Annotated in this window: 16 protein-coding genes and 2 pseudogenes; 11 read left to right on the top strand and 7 right to left on the bottom strand. The window is 67.2% G+C overall.

Features of this window, described 5'->3' with window-relative positions; genetic code table 11:
• Positions 1 to 30: 30 nt before the first annotated feature.
• Positions 31 to 1,125 carry an IS630 family transposase gene (locus OG522_RS08185; protein WP_329460845.1) on the bottom strand — a complete coding sequence of 365 codons (1,095 nt, stop codon included), beginning with the start codon at positions 1,123 to 1,125 and terminating at the stop codon, positions 31 to 33.
• Between the two features lie 25 nt (positions 1,126 to 1,150).
• Positions 1,151 to 2,953 carry a hypothetical protein gene (locus tag OG522_RS08180; RefSeq protein ID WP_329462270.1) on the bottom strand — a complete coding sequence of 601 codons (1,803 nt, stop codon included), beginning with the start codon at positions 2,951 to 2,953 and terminating at the stop codon, positions 1,151 to 1,153.
• A 202-nt stretch (positions 2,954 to 3,155) separates the two neighbouring features.
• Here OG522_RS08180 and OG522_RS08175 point away from each other — a divergent pair, with 202 nt between their 5' ends.
• Complete coding sequence (locus OG522_RS08175; RefSeq protein ID WP_329462269.1) at positions 3,156 to 3,281, top strand: hypothetical protein; 126 nt, start codon at positions 3,156 to 3,158, stop codon at positions 3,279 to 3,281.
• Positions 3,282 to 3,413: 132 nt separating this feature from the next.
• Complete coding sequence (locus OG522_RS08170) at positions 3,414 to 3,881, top strand: hypothetical protein (RefSeq protein ID WP_329462268.1); 468 nt, start codon at positions 3,414 to 3,416, stop codon at positions 3,879 to 3,881.
• A gap of 98 nt (positions 3,882 to 3,979) precedes the next feature.
• Here the strand turns inward: OG522_RS08170 and OG522_RS08165 are convergent, their stop codons facing one another.
• The gene (locus OG522_RS08165; RefSeq protein WP_329462267.1) at positions 3,980 to 5,854 is read right to left on the bottom strand and encodes an RICIN domain-containing protein; all 1,875 of its coding nucleotides are present in this window, start codon (positions 5,852 to 5,854) and stop codon (positions 3,980 to 3,982) included.
• A gap of 161 nt (positions 5,855 to 6,015) precedes the next feature.
• On the opposite strand from OG522_RS08165, the pseudogene OG522_RS08160 reads away from it, so the two are divergent.
• From OG522_RS08160 to OG522_RS08140, 5 genes and pseudogenes are all read left to right on the top strand, one after another.
• A pseudogene (locus OG522_RS08160) lies at positions 6,016 to 7,263 on the top strand (sensor histidine kinase); the annotation flags it as partial.
• A 379-nt stretch (positions 7,264 to 7,642) separates the two neighbouring features.
• Positions 7,643 to 8,023, top strand: a complete 381-nt coding sequence (locus OG522_RS08155; protein ID WP_329462266.1) for an SdpI family protein — start codon at positions 7,643 to 7,645, stop codon at positions 8,021 to 8,023.
• A gap of 206 nt (positions 8,024 to 8,229) precedes the next feature.
• Entirely contained in the window at positions 8,230 to 8,889 is a 660-nt protein-coding gene (locus tag OG522_RS08150; RefSeq protein WP_329462265.1) for a hypothetical protein, read from the top strand.
• Positions 8,890 to 9,048: 159 nt separating this feature from the next.
• On the top strand, positions 9,049 to 9,594 hold the full coding sequence (locus OG522_RS08145; RefSeq protein WP_329462264.1) for an SdpA family antimicrobial peptide system protein: 546 nt from the start codon (positions 9,049 to 9,051) through the stop codon (positions 9,592 to 9,594).
• 29 nt (positions 9,595 to 9,623) lie between these two features.
• Entirely contained in the window at positions 9,624 to 10,571 is a 948-nt protein-coding gene (locus tag OG522_RS08140; RefSeq protein WP_329462263.1) for a sporulation-delaying protein SdpB family protein, read from the top strand.
• Positions 10,572 to 10,622: 51 nt separating this feature from the next.
• Here OG522_RS08140 and OG522_RS08135 read toward each other — a convergent pair whose 3' ends face one another.
• Entirely contained in the window at positions 10,623 to 10,949 is a 327-nt protein-coding gene (locus OG522_RS08135) for a hypothetical protein (protein WP_329462262.1), read from the bottom strand.
• Between the two features lie 705 nt (positions 10,950 to 11,654).
• Here OG522_RS08135 and OG522_RS41225 point away from each other — a divergent pair.
• Positions 11,655 to 11,810 carry a hypothetical protein gene (locus tag OG522_RS41225; protein ID WP_443074673.1) on the top strand — a complete coding sequence of 52 codons (156 nt, stop codon included), beginning with the start codon at positions 11,655 to 11,657 and terminating at the stop codon, positions 11,808 to 11,810.
• Positions 11,811 to 12,237: 427 nt separating this feature from the next.
• On the opposite strand, the pseudogene OG522_RS08125 reads toward OG522_RS41225, so the two are convergent.
• Positions 12,238 to 12,702 (bottom strand): annotated as a pseudogene (locus tag OG522_RS08125) (restriction endonuclease); the annotation flags it as partial.
• A gap of 414 nt (positions 12,703 to 13,116) precedes the next feature.
• Between OG522_RS08125 and OG522_RS08120 the strand changes: the two are divergent.
• On the top strand, positions 13,117 to 14,226 hold the full coding sequence (locus tag OG522_RS08120) for an IS110 family transposase (RefSeq protein WP_329462261.1): 1,110 nt from the start codon (positions 13,117 to 13,119) through the stop codon (positions 14,224 to 14,226).
• Between the two features lie 582 nt (positions 14,227 to 14,808).
• Positions 14,809 to 14,982, top strand: coding sequence for a hypothetical protein (locus OG522_RS08115; protein WP_329462260.1), 174 nt, complete (start codon positions 14,809 to 14,811; stop codon positions 14,980 to 14,982).
• Positions 14,983 to 15,113: 131 nt separating this feature from the next.
• Here OG522_RS08115 and OG522_RS08110 read toward each other — a convergent pair whose 3' ends face one another.
• Positions 15,114 to 16,682 (bottom strand): MFS transporter, encoded by a 1,569-nt coding sequence (locus OG522_RS08110; protein ID WP_329462259.1) that lies wholly within the window; start codon positions 16,680 to 16,682, stop codon positions 15,114 to 15,116.
• Positions 16,683 to 17,313: 631 nt separating this feature from the next.
• Between OG522_RS08110 and OG522_RS08105 the strand changes: the two genes are divergently transcribed.
• Complete coding sequence (locus OG522_RS08105) at positions 17,314 to 17,604, top strand: transposase domain-containing protein (protein WP_443074672.1); 291 nt, start codon at positions 17,314 to 17,316, stop codon at positions 17,602 to 17,604.
• Here OG522_RS08105 and OG522_RS08100 read toward each other — a convergent pair.
• The gene (locus tag OG522_RS08100) at positions 17,526 to 19,529 is read right to left on the bottom strand and encodes an aldehyde dehydrogenase family protein (protein ID WP_329462258.1); all 2,004 of its coding nucleotides are present in this window, start codon (positions 19,527 to 19,529) and stop codon (positions 17,526 to 17,528) included. The genes OG522_RS08105 and OG522_RS08100 overlap by 79 nt on opposite strands.
• Between the last annotated feature and the right edge of the window lie 436 nt (positions 19,530 to 19,965).

The raw sequence follows: 19,965 nt of genomic DNA, 5'->3' as shown, positions 1-19,965 counted from the left end.
CGAGGCTAGTGTCTCGTGATCCCGTTTGTGTCACTTGGAGTTGTTTGCGACGAGCTTCTTGATGCTGGTCTGGACGAGTCGGACCTTCGTGAGGATCTCGTCGGTGGTTGCGGTCCAAGTGAAGGGTTTGGCCTCGGAGTTCCAGGAGTCGATGTAGTCGCGGATCTGCTTGATCAGGACGTTCACGCTGGAGAATGTGCCGCGGCGGATCGACTGGCGGGTCAGGATTCCGAACCAGGTCTCGATCTGGTTGATCCAGGAAGAGCCGACGGGGGTGAAGTGGAAGTGGACGTGCTGATTGTTGGTCAGCCATGCCTTCACCTCCGGCGTGGTGTGCGTGGAGAGGTTGTCCAGGACGACATGAATCTCCTTGTCCGCATGCGGTTTCACCACCTTCTTGAGGAAGGCCAGGAAGTTCACGGCGTTCCGGCTCGGCCTGCACTCGCCGGTCACTTCGCCCGTGGCGACGTTGAGTGCGGCGAACAGGTTCGTGGTGCCGTGCCGGACATAGTCGTGGGTGCGCTTCTCGGTGGCTGCGAAGGTCACCGGCAGCACCGGCTGGGTCCGGTCCAGCGCCTGGATCTGCGTCTTCTCATCCACCGAGAGCACCACCGCGCCACCGGGCGGAGCCAGGTAGAGGCCGACGACATCAGCGACCTTGTCCGCGAACGCGGGATCCTTCGAAATCTTGAAGGTGCCCTTGCGATGCGGTTTGAGGTTCTCCTCGCGCCAGACCTTTGCGATGTAGTGCCAGGACACGGTGACGTTCTCGGTCCGCTTCAGATACTTCGCCAACTCCCGCGTCGACCAATGCGAAAGACCGGTGCCGACCGGCGGCGTCATGCGCGTCAATGCGATCACCCGCGCCCGGACCCGCGTCGGCACCTGCTCGCGCGCCCCGCCCGGACAGTCGCCCTCCAGGCCGGCGAGCCCGCGCTCGGCGTAACGGGTCCTCCAGCGATCCACGGTCGGCAATGACACCCCGAGCAGTTCGGCAATGTCCTTGCGCCGGCGCCCCTCACCGGACCACAGCACGATCCGGGCCCGGGTGGCCACATCGGCGGGCACGTCCCGACTGTTCGCCAACTCCCGCAACTCGGCGGCCTGTTCCACGGAAAGCTCCATGCCAGGAGCAACGAGCCACACAAGATCAAGTAATGCCGACGGAATCACGAGACACTAGCCAGTCTGCTGCGATGAGAACGGCTTCGGCGCGGCCCGATGCGGCGAGTCGCTCGAACCACTGAAGGGCCGCGTCTATGTGGCCCTCCTGCGCGAGTCGATCGCCAAAGCTCAGCAGGAGATATGGGCGTGCTGTTGGAAGGGCCCGCTCGTACCAGCTAATGGCTTCTTGTACGTGCCCCTCCATGGCCAAACGGCTTCCTCGGTGCACACAACCCTGAGGGTCCCCCTCCTCGGCCGCCCGATCGAACCAGACCCGTGCCTCCTCTTTGCGATCAAGCTCCTCCTCTAGAATCCTGCCGACTTCGGCCAAAGCCCCAGACTTCGCCCACAGATGGCAAGCCACCTCCATGAGGCTGCGATCTTCTGCTGCTCTGGCGAGCGCTTGAGCAGCTTCACCCTCGCAGCTGTGTAGTGCCGCTTGCCAAAAGAGCTCAGGGATGGGGGCGAGGCGGCGTGAAATGCGCCCGTGCGCCTCAAGAAAGTCCGCGAGCCGATACGCCTGACCATTCGTGGCAATGGAAGCACCTCGACGACGCCGTTGGGGATGCAGGGGCCCACGAGCACCCTTCACCGGCTTTGTCAGCTGAGCCAAAGTCAGCTCAAGCCAATTGTCTGGTAGGAGATCCCACTCGCTATCGGTTAGATACGCCTCGGCGGCCAGAGCGAGAAACGCGACAGGTAGATTGATGGGATGACCGATCCTCCGGGCATCCATTCCCGCGTCGAGTAGCGCCCTGGGCCCCGGGGGTGCTGCCGCGTACATATCCATCAGCTCGAAGCCGGCCGCCAAGTATTGGGTGATCTGCCCGTCTTCTGCGGAAGCCGCAGCGGCGGCGAGACGCGGGTCCCCCAATTTCTGTAGCCCTGAGACCTCGGAAGGGGCGAACGAGGATGGAACGTTGAGCACCCGCCCCGTCAACAGCACACGAGCCTGCGCATGCGGATCTGGTGAGCCGGGTGGCGGTGTGATCCGAAGATCTTCGTAGTAGCCGGCACCCGGCCAAATGGTCCCCAGGATCAGGACGGGAGCCCGGCTTGCATCGCTGAGCAGCGTACGAATGCCCGCAGCAATGGGTTCCCCGTGCTGCGGATGCAAAAGATAGTGGTGAGCCTCGTTGAGCCAGACCACTGTCTTCGGGCCGACCCTGGGGAGATCGGCGAGTGCTGCCTGAGGGCGTTCCGGGTCGATGGGGTGCCACAGTCGCCAGTCGTCTGGCAGGCGCTGGATGACTTCGAAGCAGGCACGGGTCTTGCCGGTCGATGATGTACCGACCAACATCGCCAAACGGCTCGCTCCGGCAGCGGCTTCAGCGGCCAGACGGCGCAGCTCGATGTCGTGTATGCGCTCCACATAGGTGGGGAGCCCTGTGGCGCCGTCCACCGTGATGGCGTGATGTACCTCTAGGTCATACGCATCGAGCCCCTTGATGGGCCTGCCCAGACGCTCGGTCAGCTGTATTCGCGTCCAGAGTGCGGCCGCGTCGCGGCCTGCTTGCTCGGCGTCGCCACCGCTCATCCCGGTAAGCACTGTGACAAGGGCGACTACGTCCGCCTGCTTAGGGGGAACCGTCGCCTCGCCGATCAGCCGGTTGACCGTGTCCCGGGACGGATTACCGGTCAGCCGGTCATCCGCGGCCACAGCTCTTGCTATCTCGTCCAGGGTCGGTGCCCCGGCGGCGACGTACGCCTCATAGAGCAACGTCTTCAGCGTCCGCAGCGGGCCGGGCGGCAGTACCGGTCGAGGAATAAGTCGCTTGGCTGTCGTCATCCCCCCACCACCCGGACCCCTACTCTCCCGTCGCGTCTCATCGCACTATCGTGCCCGCCTCGTTCGTGATGCGTCTCTGGACTGCGGAAACCACAGCGAGCATTCGACATCCATCGCAACTCAGTGGGAGGCACCCCGGGGCCCTGAAGGTGATACCCAAGCCGGCCGGCTGTCCCGCCCGACTCGACGTCAGGACATCACCATGCCCCAATCCACTTCAGAGGCCCGACACATACGGCTGCGCGAGATCCTGCTCAGCGCGGCCGTCCGCGGCCTGGCTTCCGGCATCGTCCGTTTCCTCCTTGACCGACTCCACGAATTGCTCTGACCGCACATCAGGCAGGGCAGAACTTGATGCGATGCGGGCTACGGCCGCGGCGGGGGCGATCTGCTCCGCGACGGCTCGCAGTTGCGGCATAGGATCGAGCAGTCCTGCGAAATTCTGTACGGAGGCGTGAGCGTGGCAAACCTGGTGCGACAGCAGGCCCTTGATGTTGAAGTCGCGTACCGCGGGTTCTGCTTTCAGGAGTCCGACGACAGCGCGGTGCCTGTCCCGTTCAATGACGGTCACGAGTGGGGGGTGTTCCTCAACCCCCATGTTCGGCGCTTCGATCTGTTCAGCGCCGGTCACACGCACACGGCCGCCGTCTCGGTGAAGGTCTGGGACGCGGAGCCGCCTTTGGACGACGGCAGCGTGTGGGATGAGCAGGGTGAGGTCGACTTCGAGACCACAACAGGCGAAGTCGCCGTCTGGACGCTGACCCTGGGGCGCGCCAAGGACGTGATCACCCTTGCCGAAGGGGGAGGACGGTGGCGGGTGAGGGTTTCCTGCTCGGGCCGTGCCGAGGTGGAACGGATCACGCGGACCGAGGGTGTTGCCCACGGGGTGGAGCGATACCTGGTGGAGTTCTGGCCCCAAGAAATCTGAGGAGTGCCGGTGCGGCCCGATTGCTGCGGGCCGCACCGACGCTTAGGCCCTGGGAAGCCTGCGCCGTTAGTCGCTTCCGTGGGGTGAGGGGCTTGCGGTCAGCTCTCGCGCCACTTGCCGGACGGCTGGCCCACGTTGTCCCACTGCTGGACCCGCGCGCCGTTCGCGGTGCTGGAGTTGTCGATTTCGAGGATCTTGCCGCTGTTGACATTCCTCAGGATGCGGCTGTCCGGGGTGCCTTGCAGCTCCCACTCCTGGGTGGTGACACCGGCGCAGTCCCACTGCTGAACGGGGGCGCCGTTGTCCTTGCGGGAGTCGGCCACCTCCAGGCATTTCCCGCTGCTGGCGTTGACGAGGTTCACGTAGGAGCCGTCGGAGGTCGGTTTCGTCACCCACACAGCGCCCGGCTGGCCGTTGCAGTCCCACTGCTGAGCGCGAGCCCCATTGGCGGCGCTGGAGCCATCGATTTCCAGGCACTTGTTGCTGTTCTGATTGGTCAGCAGGCCGCGGCGCTCCGCTGCGCTGCCGGTGATGCTGACCGTGAAGCCGTCTTCCAGGCCGTCGATGATGCGGTTACTGGTGTAGAAGCCGCTCAGCAGGTTGCCAGCGGCGCCGTTCTGGGTGCCGTCCAGCGGCATGGCCGAGTAGTTCAGCTTCTCGGCGTGTACGTCGTACTCCTCCAATGCGGAGCCTTCGTAGGTGGTGGCGAAGGGGAACTCGTCGCATTCCTTGCCGCCATCGGTGTAGTTGGGCCCCCAGTAGCGGGTGCATTCGCGCACGGCCACTGCACGGTTGCGGTCCCGGCGCTTCTGATCGAGGTAGAGCCGATGCAGCGAGTGGTCGGCACTGTTGCCGGGGATCTTCTTCAGCGCGTTGAGGGGCTTGGTCGCCGTCGGGTTGGTGAACGCCAACTGGATGTGCTGGGCCACGGCCTGCTCGGGCGCTCCGGCCTGGGCGCTGTAGTTCAGCGTGGCCAGGTAGCTGAAGGCTGCTCCGCCCTTGTTCGCGGGGTTGCCGGAGCCGGTTGAGTTACGGAGATAGGAGGCCGAGTCCCAGCGCGGGGCCAGCATGAACGGTTTGACATCGGGAAGGTCCTGGCCGCCCCTGCCGTTGTCCCATCCCTGAGGGAGCAGTGAGGTGAGCACTGGCTGGTACACCGCGAACACCACGTCGGCAGCACCCGCTCCAGTGCCCTGGCCCGGCGCGAAACGCACGGTGTGCTGGAACGTGGCGCCACCGCCCTGAGAAAGCTGGTCCCAACTCATATAGGTAGTCGGCAGGTTGCCTCCGAACATCGGCTGCGCGGCGGCCGGCCAGATCTGCGGGAGATCTCCCTTCACCAGATGGACCTGCCCGCTGGTCTCCGTCGTCCCGCTCTTGGCGAAGTCGGTGAAGTAGTAGTCGAAGTGGATGCTGCGATCAGCCTCCTGCGGAACCGTGCCGACCACATACAGCTTGAACGTGCTGGCCCCGACAGGCGCGTTGGAGTTCTTGCGCTTCCAAATGACCGTGACCTGCTTCCCGCTGCACACGGCGAACCGGGACTTGAGATAGAACTGCGTGTCCCCGCCCAGTTGGCCCTTGCACTCGGCCATCGTCATCGTGCGCGCCGGTTCCGGGTACTGGACCGCCATCGCTCTCACCGAACGGCGCGCCGACGGCGGCGGGGCTACGGCCGAGGGCGTGTCGGCGACCGCGGCGCCCCTGGCGGCCGGCCCGGTCGTCTCCCGAGCGGTCTGCGACTGCTGGGCAGCCTGCGCGGCGCGCTCCAGCCGCTTGCGGGCGGACGCATCCTGGAGATCGGCGATGGTGGGCGCCGCGGCGCCAGGTGGCAGCACCAGGGTGGCCGTGGTCAGATCCGGAGTGCCATCGGCTGCGGCCGCCGGAACAGCCAGTGGGATCAAAACGGCGGCGACCAGCAGCGCCACGGCCCGTATTCGAACAGTGTGACGCCGCAGGGTTCTTGCAGGCATGACGTACCCCCTTCAGATGACGCCCGTGGATTCTGGACGCCAAGTAGGGAGCAAGATCTACCTGATTCGAGTGTTAGTTCGAACTCGGAATGGTCTCGAATGGCTGGAAAAGTGAGAACAGTGACCGATGTCCGTGCGGGGCGACTGCCAGCCAGGTCGAGGGCGCGGTCGGGTCGCTGCTCATCAACTGGTACTTCACCCCGCCTGTGCACGAGTTGACGGTCTACGACCCGAAGAACATCGTCGCCATCGTCATCTTCGTGCTCGTGGCGGTGTCGGTGGCCTCGGTGGTCGACGTCGCTGCCCGGCGCACGCAGCAGGCGGCCCGGCTGCGCGCGGAGTCGGAGATCCTTTCGTTCCTGGCGGGCAGCGTGCTGCGCGGCGAGACCAGCCTGGACGCCCTCCTGGAACGCGTCCGTGAAACCTTCGCCATGGAGTCCGTCGCCCTCCTGGAGCGGGAGAACGACACCGGCCCGTGGAACTGCGCGGGCAGCGTCGGGCCCCACCCCGTGCCCCGCCCCGAGGACGCCGATGTGGACATGCCGGTCGGCGACCACATGGCCCTCGCCCTCTCCGGACGCGTACTGCCTGCCGAGGACCGCCGCGTCCTGGGCGCGTTCGCCGCGCAGGCCGTCGTCGTCCTCGACCGCCGGCGGCTCCAGGAGGAGGCCGACCAGGCACGCCTTTATGCCGAGGGCGACCGCATCCGCACCGCGCTGCTCGCCGCTGTCAGCCATGACCTGCGCACCCCGCTGGCCTCCATCAAGGCGTCCGTGACGTCCCTCCGCTCCGACGACGTCGACTGGTCGCAGGAGGACGAGGCCGAACTCCTGGCGGGCATTGAGCTGGGCGCGGACCGCCTCGACCACCTGGTGGGCAACCTTCTCGACATGTCCCGCCTCCAGACCGGAACGGTCACACCGATCATTCGCGAGACAGACCTCGACGAGGTCATCCCGATGGCACTGGGCGGCGTCCCCGAGGACAGCGTGGTCCTCGACATCCCGGAGGATCTCCCGATGGTGGCGGTCGACGCGGGGCTGCTGGAGCGCGCGGTGGCCAACGTCGTGGAGAACGCGGTCAAGTACAGCCCGCTCGGCGAGCGGGTGTTGGTGTCCGCGAGCGCCATGGCCGACCGGGTCGAAGTCCGCGTCGCTGACCAGGGCCCTGGCGTCCCCGACGAGGCCAAGGACCGCATCTTCGCGCCGTTCCAGCGCTACGGTGACGCCCCGCGCGGCGCCGGAGTCGGCCTCGGCCTCGCGGTGGCCCGCGGCTTCGCCGAAGCGATGGGCGGCACGCTGACCGCCGAGGACACCCCGGGCGGCGGCATGACCATGGTCATCACACTGCAACAGACGGCCGACCAGTCGCGCGTGAGCCCGGACCTGTCGCCGATCACCACGTCGTAGGTCTCGCACGCCTGGCACCTCCTGTGCGGTTTCGAGGATCTCCCCTGCGCGGGGGCTTGTTGCGCACCGGCCGACTCCAGTGTCGAGCCGGCCACGATGCTGAGAGCGCGAACGGACGTCGTCTGCAGCGGGCCGTACCAGCCGGACCCTGTGCGGTGTGACCGGCCCGATCGTCCTGGTTGTCGGCGCCGCCAAGGAGAGCCAGCTCGCCGACAATCTTGCCGGCGATCGCTGGCCGTGCCGCTCAGGGCGGAAAAGGGGGAGAGGTTAGGGCGCCGTTAAATCGATCAACTCGGCGTTGTCCGCCTCGAACTGGGGTGCAAGGATGCTCAAGTAACAGCACCAGTGGGCTCAGCCGGGGGAAATGAGTTCGACGCTTATGAATACCCATCTCGTGGTGGGGACCGTTCTCGCCGTCATCTATGTGGCGGTATCCGTGGGCGTATTGACCATCGCCCGCAAGAGCCGCAACGGCACGCTCCCCAGGAATCCGTTCGTGGGTGTACGGACGAGGGAAACGCTCGGCGACGACTCGTCCTGGAGGGCCGGTCAGCGCGAGGCCCGACGGCGCTATGTGCGCCTCGTACCGGTGCTGGCCGGGGCCGCGATCGCTTCGCTGGTCAATGCCCTTGCCGAAGGGCCGTTCTGGGGGTTCGCGGTGATTGTGGCGGTGAGTGGCGCCCTTGACTTGGCGATCGCCACCTCGTCCGCCGCCGCGGCCAATTCCGCGGCCCGCCGCGAGCGTCACCGGCCGGTCTGAGCCCGCCCCACCTGCTCCGGTGGCGGTGAGGATCTCCGCCACCGGGCTCCAACGCCGCTGCCGGGGGTGCCCGTTCGGCTCCTGCGGCCCCGCCGCCATCACTCAAGCCGACCGCGCTCCGTCTGGCTTGCCGTGACCGGAGCGTGGATGTCGCCTGCCCGGAAACGGCAGAGCACGCATACAACGACTATTCGAAGGTACTCCCCATGAATCTGAAGAAGACCGGTGCGCTCGCCTGCGTGGCAGCGGTGCTGACCGTCGGCGTCGCCTACGGTTCCGCGTCCGCCTCCGCCGCCCCGGTGGCCGTCCGCACCGCGGTCAAGCCGGCTGCGCACCACGTCAAGTACTCCGACGACGACATCGTCGGTCTCCTCGTCTTCGCCAAGGGCAAGGCGGCGGACGAGCACCCGGACCTGGCCAAGCAGATCCGGTCGCGCCGGTCCCCCCAGACCAGCCAGGTGACGCTTGAGCAGATCGCGGTGTTCACCAAGGACCTCAAGGCGGTCGACAAGGACTTCCACGACAAGGTGACAGTCGCGGTCCAGATCAACGACCCGTTCCAGGCCAAGGCCGGCATGGAGCGGCTCAACGATGACCTCAAGACCTTCATGACCCAGCACAAGTCGCCGGCCATGAAGAGCCCGAACCGCGCCAACGGCTGGTTCTGGCACGACGCCTACATCGCGATCGAGATCAACGCCGTGGGCGCCATCAACGCCATCGGTTACGCGAACGTGGCCGGGGCGACCGAGGCCGTCGTCACGCTCGTGGTGGTCCCGGCCGCCGTGAGCTACGGCTTCGACATGAGCCAGCCCAACAGCCTGGACGCCGACAACATGGTCTCCGCCGTGGCGGCGGCCCTCTGACAACGACCGCTCTGCCGCGCCGTATTCGCTACCGGAGCGGCGCGGCAGAGCCTCCGGTGACGCATCCGACACCTTTCCGCACCGCATAGGGATCGCGCCCATATGGCCAGCACGTCCACCGACACGCATTCGAGACCGGGGGAGCCCCGGACCGGATCGATGCGCCAACTTGCCCTGTTCTCCGTCGCCTGCCTGGTGGTCTTCGGCTACCTGGCCGCCGCGCTCTTCTACACCCTGCCGAGCAATGCGCTGAGCAGCCGGCACTCCAAGGGCGCCCGGTCGGCCCTGAACATCCTGACTCCGGAGAACTGGGCGTTCTTCACCCGGAATCCCCAGTCCGAGCAGACCGGCGCCTACGCGCTGGGCGCCGACGGCTCTCCCCGGAACCTGTTGCACACGCCGCAGGGCAATCCCTCGAACGTGTTCGGGCTGTCGCGTACGCAGCGCGCACAAGGGCCCGAGCTGGGTTTCTTCAACGCGGCGGCGACCGGGCACTGGTCCGACTGCGGGGGCTATCTGGACGACTGCATGAAGGAGGCGTCCAGGAAACTGGCGGTGAAGGTGGACAACACCAGTCCGGTGCCGACCGTGTGCGGTGATTCGTACCTCACCCAGGAGAAGACGGTGCCGTGGAGCTTCCGCAACCAGGTTTCCTACGAAAAACGCGTGCTGCGGATCGTGCACCTGGACGTCCGATGCAAGTGATGCCCGCCGTAAGGAATTCCGTACAGGAAATGGCCGACCGGTTGGCCAGGCGCACCGCGCGGCACGATCTGCGGTCCCGCTGGTTCGGTGTGGGGCGCACCGTCATCGCGCTGGCCCAGTTGAGCGTGCTGTTGCTGACTCCGGTCAAGGCACTGCTCGTGCCGGTCGTCGCCATGGGGGAATACCCCCGCTGCGATTCCGTCCGCGGTGCGTCGGCACTGTGCCTCGGCGGTGACGCGCTGGGCATGGAGCCGAGACGGTGGCTGTTGATCGCCATCTTGGTGGTGGTCGCCAGTGGCTACCGCCCTCGCTGGACGGCCATTCCCCATGCGTGGGCCTCGTACTCGGTCGCGGTCAGCATCGCAGTGCCCGACGGCGGCGAGTCGATAGGCATGATCATGAGCCTGCTGATGATTCCCATCGCTCTGGCCGACGGCCGTACCTGGCACTGGCAGCAGCCGGTCCAGGAACAGACACCTTCATGGCGGACGGTGTCCTTCGTCGCCTTCCTGGCCATACGGGTGCAGATCGCCTACCTGTACCTCGACAGCGCCGTCAGCAAGTTCGGCGTGGCTGACTGGGCCAACGGCACCGCCGAGTACTACTTCCTGCGCGACAACATGTTCGGCGTGGGACAGCCGTGGGACTCGCTGTTTCTGTGGATGTCCAGAAGCGCCCCCGTCGTTACCGCCCTGACCTGGGGTGCGCTGCTCATCGAGATCGCCATCGGCGTGTGTGTGCTGTCATCCGACCGCCGACGCAAGGCCGGAATGGTGATGGACATCGTCTTGCACGGTTCGATCATCCTCACGATGGGCCTGTGGAGCTTCGCGGTGGTGATGATCGGCTCCGCGATCGTCTGCGCGACGCCGGAGTGGGCCCGGCCGGAGCGGGCGCCGGGCGTACCACCGGCCGAGCCGGAAGTGCCGCAGTGCGCGACATGCGGTGCGCGGCCCACGGTCGCCGCCGTCCCGTGACGTTGCCAAGTACGTGAAAACGCCCGTCGGTTGGGACGGGCGTTTTCACCTTTACCGGTGCACCGCCGGTGTGCCTATGCAGAACCTGCTCCCATTGCGCGGGCCGAGCCTCGCGGTGATGTCCACACGCCTTACGTCCGAATCGGTGGAGAATTCCCGGGTGGTCTCGGCGAGACGCGTATGGTGCTGCCTGCGATAGCGGAAGAACACGCTCATGCGTTGCTCGCCCGGCGCGACCGTTATTTCCGTGGTGCCCCATCGCGTGGCCTGTTCCTGCCCGTCGATCTCGACCACGGGATGGGTGAACAGCCGGTGAAACCACATGGCGACGAGCGACGGTGTGACATTGACCGAGACAACTGCCCCTTGATCATGCATGAGTTGATCCTAGCAATCAGCCCGGCAACTCATACGCCAGCAGGGGGAGGAATTCCGTATTGGTAAGACTCCGTGAGGTCTTCCTGGCTGGACGGGTTCGGGAGCATGTTGAGTGTGCGGGCCGACGATGCCGAGCGCCGTACGGCATGCAAAGTACCGGCCGACATCGGGCACCGCGAGAAGCGGCGGCTTGCCCTGGACATCCTCGACGACCTCACCCTCTGGGGCCTAACCGCCCCGTGTCGGGCTCGCCGACGCCGCCTCCGGGACCAACGCGAATCTGCGGACGGCGCTTTCTGAGCGTGGCCCGGGCTATGTGCTCTCCATCCGCGCCGACGTCACCGCCCATCCGTTCGGCTCGGCACCCGAGGCCCCTGCCCGCAAGGCAAGCAACGCCTGCTGGTCCCAGCCCCCTTCCGTCAGACCCCGCCGTCCGTGGTCGCCCACGCCACCGGCCTGGGACACGACGCCTTCACCGACATCACCTGGCCAGGACTCCCGCGGCCTGATGCGCTCGCAGTTCGCGGCGCTGCGGGTTCGCCCGGCGGGCAACTCCATAGCCCGCGGCCCCTGCGGGCCCGAGCCTCGGTCGGACAGGGCTGGTGGGACGGCGTCCTGCCGGACCTGTGACTGCTGACCGAGTGGCCCCGAGATGCACAAGCACCCACCGAGTACTGGTTCTCCAACCTGCCGACCGACACTCCGTTGCAGGACCTGGTCGGCCGGGCGAAACTACGCCGGCGCATCGAACACCACTACCGAGAACTCAAACACGGCCTGGGACTGGACCACTTCGAGGGGCGTTCCTGGCCGGGCTGGCACCACCACGTCTCCCTGGTGACCGCCACCCACGCCTCCTGACAGAACAAAGGCTCTCCCCGAAAGCGCCCACGCCGACCTCACGCTCTACCGCGTCCTCGATCTCCTCCAGGACGTACTGAGATATTGGGCCGGTATCCGCACAACCTGCCACCACCCACTGCCCCGCAAGCCATACACACCAAGATCAAGACAGACCTAACGGAGTCCTATTAGCCGCGCCTACGAGTATCACCAGCGCGCTGGCGCCGATGAGGGCGGCCCACCATGGATGGCCGGTGAGCCATGCCCAGGGTCCGTTGAGTATCCACACCACGGCTGTGCCGGTCAGCCACGCCCACAGCATTTTGCCGAGTGCGAGGGCGAAGACGCCGCAGAGCAGTGTTTTGAGAAACGGTCGAGACGGCCGTCCGCGTCGAACACGACCACCCTCCGGGGCGAGTTGAAGAGCCGAAACGAGGCTGTGGGATCAGGCGGCGCGGCGAGGCGTGCGGCGCGTACGGGTAGGCAGGGAGAGCAGTTCGTGCAGCGCGGCACCGTCCTGGGCCCACTGGTGCAGCCGTTCGCGGTCGACCAGATGGATGTGGTGGCGCGCACCCCAGGCACGCGCGTCGCGGGTGAAGTCCCCGTTGGTCACGACCACCGCATGCTGTGCGCCGTGAACGGGCCCGGCGGTACCGTTGACCGCGTACAGGGCGGGAGCGCCGACCTTGGCCCCGGTGCGGGTGTGCTTGGCCTGGAGCACCGCACGTCCAAGAAGCGGGTGCTCGGCTATCACGTCGGCGGCCTGGTCGCCACCTCCTCCAACCCGCCGCGCGCGCCAGCCATCACGGATCATCAGGTCGCGCAGCGCCTCCTCGAAGGCGCGATCGTCTATGGCGTCGAGCTGATCCGCTCGGAAGGACAGAGCCGCCCGGCGCGCACGGTCGCGACGGTGGAAGAGCGGGAGGAAGCCGGGCGAGGGTCAGCCGGTAGGGCGAGCCACTGGGCAGTCCGTCAATGCCAATCACGGGCGGACGAGGAGTCAACTCATCGTTATCCCGTCCAGAGCAGGTTCGGTGCCGGTTCGGACGAAGTCTCCCGGGAGCGGTCGGGGCATGCGGTTGTGCCGGGGGCAGTGGGACGGTTGCGTAGCACCGTTCGGGGGGGGCTGACTCATGACTTTTTTGACCGAAGTGTCTTGTCACAGGCATGTCGACTGCCGTTGCGGATGGTGCTTGCTGTCACCGAGCCACAGGGCGTGTCCCCATAGGGGCCTTGCTGTCTTTCAGGCGCCATCACGGTTCAGACCGCCCGACCCGGCAGGTGCCAGCCACCCAGCACATCACCACGCGGGAGGCGGACCAGCATGACGACCAGACAGCGCAGCACCTCTTCCACCAGCACGGGCCCGCCCGCTCGGGGCGAGGTTGTCCTGGGTGTGGACACGCACGGCGAGGTTCATGTCGCCGCGGTGGTCGGCCCACTGGGTCAGATCCTGGGCATCAAGTCCTTTCCGGCCACGGCGGTCGGCTACCGTCGGCTGCTCGCCTGGGCTCGCAAGTTAGGGACGGTGCGGCGGGTCGGGGTGGAGGGCACCGGTACCTTCGGCGCGGGATTGTCCCGCTACCTGCTGGCACAGCAGGTCGTGGTGTTCGAGGTGAACCGGCCCGACCGCTCGGCTCGTCGACTGCTCGGGAAGTCGGACCCGCTCGACGCACAGGCCGCCGCGCGGGCCGTGCTCAGCGGTCGCGCCAGGGCCCGCGCCAAGACCGGCGACGGCCCGGTGCAGAGCGCCCGGATGTTCAAAATCGCCAAGGATTCTGCGGTCAAGGCCCGCACTCAGGCGATCAACCAGCTCAAGGCCGTCCTGGTCGTAGCCGACCCAGCCCTGCGGGAACGGCTGTCCGGCTTGGGCAACCGCGAACTGTTCCGCACCTGCGCACGCCTCAGCCCGCGCGAGGGCGAGGCCGGCGAGAGCGATGAGGACCCTGTAGCTGAGGCCACTCTCATGACGCTGAGCATGCTGGCTCAGCGCATCGAGCAGCTCACCGGGCAGATCGATGAGCTGAATCAGCGATTGACCGGGCTCGTTGAGCGCCATGCCCCGCAGCTGCTCGCGCCGGTGGGTATCGGCCCGGACTCCGCTGCCACGCTCCTGATCACCATGGGCGACAATCCCGAGCGGCTGAGCACTGAGGCGTCTTTCGCCGCGCTGTGCGGAGTGAGCCCCATCGAGTACTCCTCGGGTGGTCGGAGCTCGCGGCGGCTCAACCATGGTGGCGACCGGCAGGCGAATGCCGCTCTGCACCGCATCGTGTTCACCCGGCTGCGCCACGACCCGCGCACCCAGGCGTACTACGAACGCCGCACCCGGGAGGGCAAGACTCGGCGTGAGATCATCCGATGCCTCAAGCGATATGCCGCCCGCGAGGTCTTCAACCTGGTCAGGACGGTCTCGACCGACCCCCCGTTATAGGGGCGTCTGTGATCGCTCGTGACACGTGAGGACCTCTGTCGGCATGCTCCGGCGGGTGTCCCGCGTAGGCGTAGACCTGATGGGCGACGCCCCGCCGGCTCCGATGGGGCGTCGTTGTGCAGTGGGGCATGACGATCGGGGCTCTGTTGTACTCTGGCTTGCCGCGCTCGAGTACGCGGAGGAGCGAGACGTGACGACGCGGGCGCTGCAGCCCATCGACAGAGCGCGCGGCATGGGAATTCGTCACGGCGGACAAGGTCGCAGCTTTTCCACCTCGACAAGCCGAACGCCTGGGCGGCATCCTCGACGCTCGCCGTTTTGCTCCAACGGCATGATCGGCGTCGGTTCTCCCAGATGTCCGGGAGCGAACCGGCCCGCGGCCTCAGTCACCGCACGGGTGACGGCCGTCAGCGGCGACGGCGAGACACAATGAACAAGCAACGGAGCCCCTTGCGGGACAAGCTGTCCTGGATGACTGCCTGGACCAACGTGTTCCGTTAACCCACGTCGAGAACCCGTCAACACGCCTTGCGTGACCTGTGTAAACGCCAATTACCCGGCCTGGACCTCCACCCCACCGGCATGCTCAACACCCCGGAAGGACTCAGCCCGTACGATCCGGCGGTCGACGAGATCCTGGGCCGCATCTTCGCCGACTACAATCTGGTCATCTCCGGCTGGTCGGCGGCCTGGGATCCCGCGCTGCGCAATGCCCTGTCCCGCTGCTCCCGGATGGCTGGACATCCGCCACCGTAGGGGCGTCGCCCATGTGGAGGAGAACTGGCCAGCCGAGAGGTGGTAGAGCTGACGCGTCTGCGTTACGACGGACCCTCAGCAGATGCGGTTTCGCCTTCTATCATGCCGGTAGCGACCGCCATGAGGGCTCCCTACTGCCCACCGGCGGCCATGTCCGGCAATCTTCCACACTCCGGGGGCACCGCGGTGGGCTTTCTGGTAGGACGCAAGGCGGTCGCCAGCAGGACCGCTCCGGAGAGTGCGATCAGCATGGTCCAGAACGCGCTGACGTGCATGGCGTGGATGAACGCGTCATCGGCGGCGTGCGCCAAGGCGGGCTGGTGGATCGCCGTGGCAGTGCGCCGGGCCTGTTCCGCGGATACCCGCGCCTGATCCTGCACCGGGCCGGCGTACTCATGCAGGGAGCCTTCGATCGCGTGCCGGTAAGCGATCGACATGATCGTGCCACCTATCGCGATTCCGAGCAGGCTGCCAGCCTGTCGCGCGGTGTTGATGACGGCCGACCCGGCGCCGGCCCGTTCCAACGGCAGGGCGCTCATGAGTCCCCCCGTCACCGGGCCGATCACCATGCCGATCGACAGGCCCTGGATACTGTAGGCGATCTCGTTGAAGATCAGCGGGGTGTGCAGCCTGAAGAGCATGTTGCAGCCCATTGCCAGCCCCGCCGTGGTCAGCGCCGTCGCGGTGACCACGCGGAGCGTCCAGCGGCGGGCCAGCCGGACGCCGAGCGGCGCCCCGGCAATCGTCCCGAGCGCGCTCGGGGCGAACGCCAGGCCCGCTTGCAGCGGCGAGAAGTCGCGTGCGCCCTGCAGGTAGAAGGCGCTGTAGAAGCTGGCGGCGGTCATGGCAAACAGCAGTAGCCCGAGCGCCGCGTTGGCGAGGCCGAACATGCGCTGGGCGAGCAGCCGGGGGTCGAAGCTGGGCTGCCGGTGGCGCAGTTCGGCGAGCACGAAGCCGGCCAGCAGGACCACTCCGACGGCGATCGTGCCCCAGATCGACACCGAGTTCCAGGAGACCACCTGCCCCGCGTGGATCAGCCCGTAGGCCAGGAAGGCGAGCCCGCTGATCGACAGCAGCAGCCCGGCCGGGTCCAGCGGACGCGGGGTGGGGCTGTGGAAGTTCGGGACCAGCGTGGCGATTCCGATCAGCGACAGCACCGCGATCGGGATGTTGACCAGGAAGATCGAGCCCCACCAGAAGTGGCCGAGGAGGACGCCGGCCAGCAGCGGCCCCGCGGCGACTCCGACACCGGCGGACGCCGAGGAGATGCCGATCGCGGTCGCCCGGGCGGGACCGCTGAAGGTCCACATGAGGATGGCCATCTGCGCGGGCATGATCAGCGCGCTCCCCACGCCCATCGCGGCCCGAGCGGCAATCAGTTGGTCCGCGTCGCCCGCGTACGCCGCCCACACCGAGGCGCCGGCGAAGACCGCCATCCCGGTGACGAGCACGTTCCGGTGTCCGAAGCGATCGCCCAGGGCGCCAGAGGTGAACATCAAGGTGGCGAAGACCAAGGTGTACGAGCCGGTGGCCCACTGCAACTGGGCGGGGCTGGCGCCCAGTCCGCGGACCGGATCGGCGAGGGTCTCGAAGGCGGTGGTGAGGATGGTGTTGTCCAGCCAGATCAGCAGCGAGGACAACAGGAGTACGGCGAGGATCAACTGCTGCCTGGACTTCGGCAACGTCGGAGGCGTCGTCATGGGAACTTTCGATTCGATCGTCAAGAACCTGACGATTGGGTCATGGCGTACTCGTCAGGCTCTTGACGATCCCTGACGAAGGCTGGGCGTCGGATCCCCATTCAGGATGCGGTCGGGTCGCTGACCTTCATGGTCCGCAAGGTCTGGCTGAACATGCGGTCTGCAGTTGCCGCAGAACTCAAGGCATTTGAGCTGTCGACCCCGCAGTACGCCACCCTGCTATTGGCGAGGCACAGCCTGGGCTGTCGGCCTCGGACGTCGTCCGGGAAGTAGCAAGCTCTCGGCGAGCCGCCAATGAGATGCTCGGTAGTCTCGAACTGGAGGGCGTGATCGAGCGGCGCCCGAATCCGACCGATCGGCGCGGTCACCAGATTCATGTCACCGAATCCGGGCGGGCACGCCTGGAAACCCGCATCGCAGTCGACCGCTGTGAAGCCGAATCGGAAGCTGCGTTCACACCGGAGTGGAGAGGCGTAATCCGTGACTGGCTCAAGGGTATCTGCGAAGCCTGCTGCTGAGTTGAACCCGCACGGACTCATGCGGCATGGGTGCCCCCTGTCCGTTGTTCGGGAGCTGACTTAGAGTCAATCCTCGAAGTACTTCCGGAGCCGGCCACTTGGCCTCAATACCAGTGACAGCAGGAGCTCGGCTGGCAGCGGGGCGTCCAGGAGGCGCTTGGGCGCCACGCCCTGGGCAGGCCGAGCCGGCGACGGATGAGCGGTTGTGGGACCGGATCACGGTCGGGCTGTTGACGCGTACGTTTCCGCCGGAGTCGGTGGACCGGGTGGTTGCCCAGTGCGGGCGGGGGGGGCGGCGTAATCGGCTGCCGCCGCGGGTGGTGGTCTATTTAGTGCTGGTCAGCGGCTTGTCCAGTACCGCCTTGAGGTGGCTGAACGTTTCGACGGAGTACTCACCGTGGTAGCGGCCGATGCCGCTCTCACCCACGCCGCCGAACGGCAGCTCGGGGACGGACAGGTGGGAGATGGTCAGGCCGAAAACGAGGCCGCCGGAGGAAGTCTCCCGAGTCAGCCGCTGCTTGGTCTGCTCTGAGGTGGTGAAGGCGTACAGCGCGAGCGGCTTGTCCCGCTCGTTGATGAAGGCGATCGCTGCGTCGAGGTCGGGCACGGAGATGATCGGCAGAACCGGCCCGAAGATCTCCTCCCGCATCACCGGTGCCTCGGGGGGGACGTCGGCGAGGACGGTCGGCTCGATGTAGCGCGTGGCCCGGTCGTGCGCGCCGCCGGTGACCAGGCGGCCGTCGCTTATCAGCGCGGTGAGCCGGTCGTGGTGGCGCTCGTTGATGACCTGGCCGTACTCGGAGCTGGCCGCCGGGTCCGGGCCGTACAACGTCTGGACGGCGGCGGTCAGTTCCGTTTCCAGCGCGGCGGCTGTGTCGCCGATCGCGAGGATGTAGTCGGGGGCCACACAGGTCTGGCCGGCGTTCTGGAACTTGCCGCGGGCGATCCGCTCCGAGGTGACCGCAAGGTCGGCGCCCGGCTCGACCACCGCGGGGCTCTTGCCGCCGAGTTCGAGGGTGACCGGGGTGAGGTGCTTGGCGGCGGCCGCCATGACGATCCGTCCGACGGCGCCGTTGCCGGTGTAGAAGATGTGGTCGAATCGCTGTTCCAGCAGCGCCGTGGTCTCCGGCACGGCGCCCTCGACCACAGCGACGGCCTCCCGGTCGAGGTAGCGCGGCAGCAGCCGGGCCAGTGCTGCCGAGGTCGCCGGGGCCATCTCGCTGGGCTTGAGCAGCACGGTGTTGCCGGCCGCCAGGGCGCCTACCATCGGGGCCAGGGCGAGGTGCAGCGGGTAGTTCCACGGCGCGATGAGCAGCACCACGCCGAGCGGGTCGCGGACCACCCGGGCCTCGGCGGGCTGGAAGGCGGCCGGGACGGCGGCGGGGCGCGGGGCCAGCCACTCCTCCAGGTGCGCCACCGTGTGGTCCACCTCGTTCAGCAGGAAGCTGACCTCGCCGTACGCCTGGGTATCGCCCTTGCCCAGGTCGGCGTGGAGCGCGGCCATGAACTCCGTGGACTGCTCGGTGAGCAGCGTACGCAGGGCGCCCAGCTGGGCCAGTCGCCAGGCCGGCGGCCTGGTCCGCCCGGTGTCGAAGGCGCCGCGCAGCCGCGCCACCACGTCAGCCGGGTCTGTGGCGGCGGCCCGGACCAGCAGCCGGGCCAGCTCGGCAGAGGAGCCGGGGTTCTGGCCGGTGTAGAGGTTGCGGTCGACGACGGTGTGCGGGGTGAACGGCGCGCCTGCCACGAAGTCGGCGCCGAGCTCGACCAGGCGGTCCTGGAGCAGCCAGCGGGCCTTCTCGGCGAGGCCGACCGCGGTCTCCTCGGCGTTGCTGAAGGCGGTCATCCGGTAGCCGGCGAACAGCCAAGTGCCGTCCTCGTGGCGGGCGGTGAGCAGCGAGGCGAGTGCGTGACAGACCACGCCCACCGGCCGACCCGACTCCAGGGTGCGGGTGAGGATCCGGCCGGAGTCCTCGTCCACCGCCAGGTCCTCCATCGGGCCGTGGCCGCCCGGGTAGAACACCAGGTCGTAGTCGTCCGGGTCGACCTCCGCCAGCACGGCCGGATGTGTCAGCACCTCGCCGATGCTCTCCAGGTAGGTGGCGAGGCGGTCGGCCCGGGGCTGGCCGCCGTTGACGGTGGAGCTCAGGCTGCCCTGGTCGACCGGGGCAGCGACACCGCCGGGGGTGGCGACGGTGATCAGGTAGCCCGCCTCGCTGAAGATCCGGTGCGGCTCGGCGAGTTCCTCGGCCCAGAAGCCGGTGGGGTGCGCGGTGCCGTCGGCCAGGGTCCAGTGGGTGGCGCCGGTGACGACGAACAGAACGGAGGTCATGAGTGATGCTCCAGGCTTGGCAATGGTTGAGGTCCGGCCGCGCGGGCCGGAGGCTTGAAGTCCTAAATGGTTGAGACGGTGCACTGACGGGGCTCTCGTCGAAACGGTGATGAGGGCGCGGTCGAAGTCGATTGCGGCCCACAGTGAGTAAGGGCGCTTACCTCGCCGCGCAACGCAGCAGATGAACTGAGGGCTCTTGAGTGACCTTAAAGCTCAATCCTCCACCAATCCCCGGTTGAGCCTGCCTGGTCGGGGCTACCCAAATCCATTCAGAGGTGAGAGGCGAGCTGGCTGCTGCTTACCGTTCGTGCGTGGGGGGCATGGCGACTGCCCGCTCAATGACAGCGCCGACAATCGACCTGCCGAGGTGTTCCGTAAGGGGATCCCGCAACGGAACACCGGCCGACGGAAACGGAGCCCCTGGTCAGGGTCTTCT

This window comes from Streptomyces sp. NBC_01431 (assembly GCF_036231355.1).
Lineage (GTDB): Bacteria > Actinomycetota > Actinomycetes > Streptomycetales > Streptomycetaceae > Streptomyces.
The sequence above is the reverse complement of the archived record's forward strand: the minus strand, read 5'-3'. Positions and strand labels throughout refer to the sequence as shown.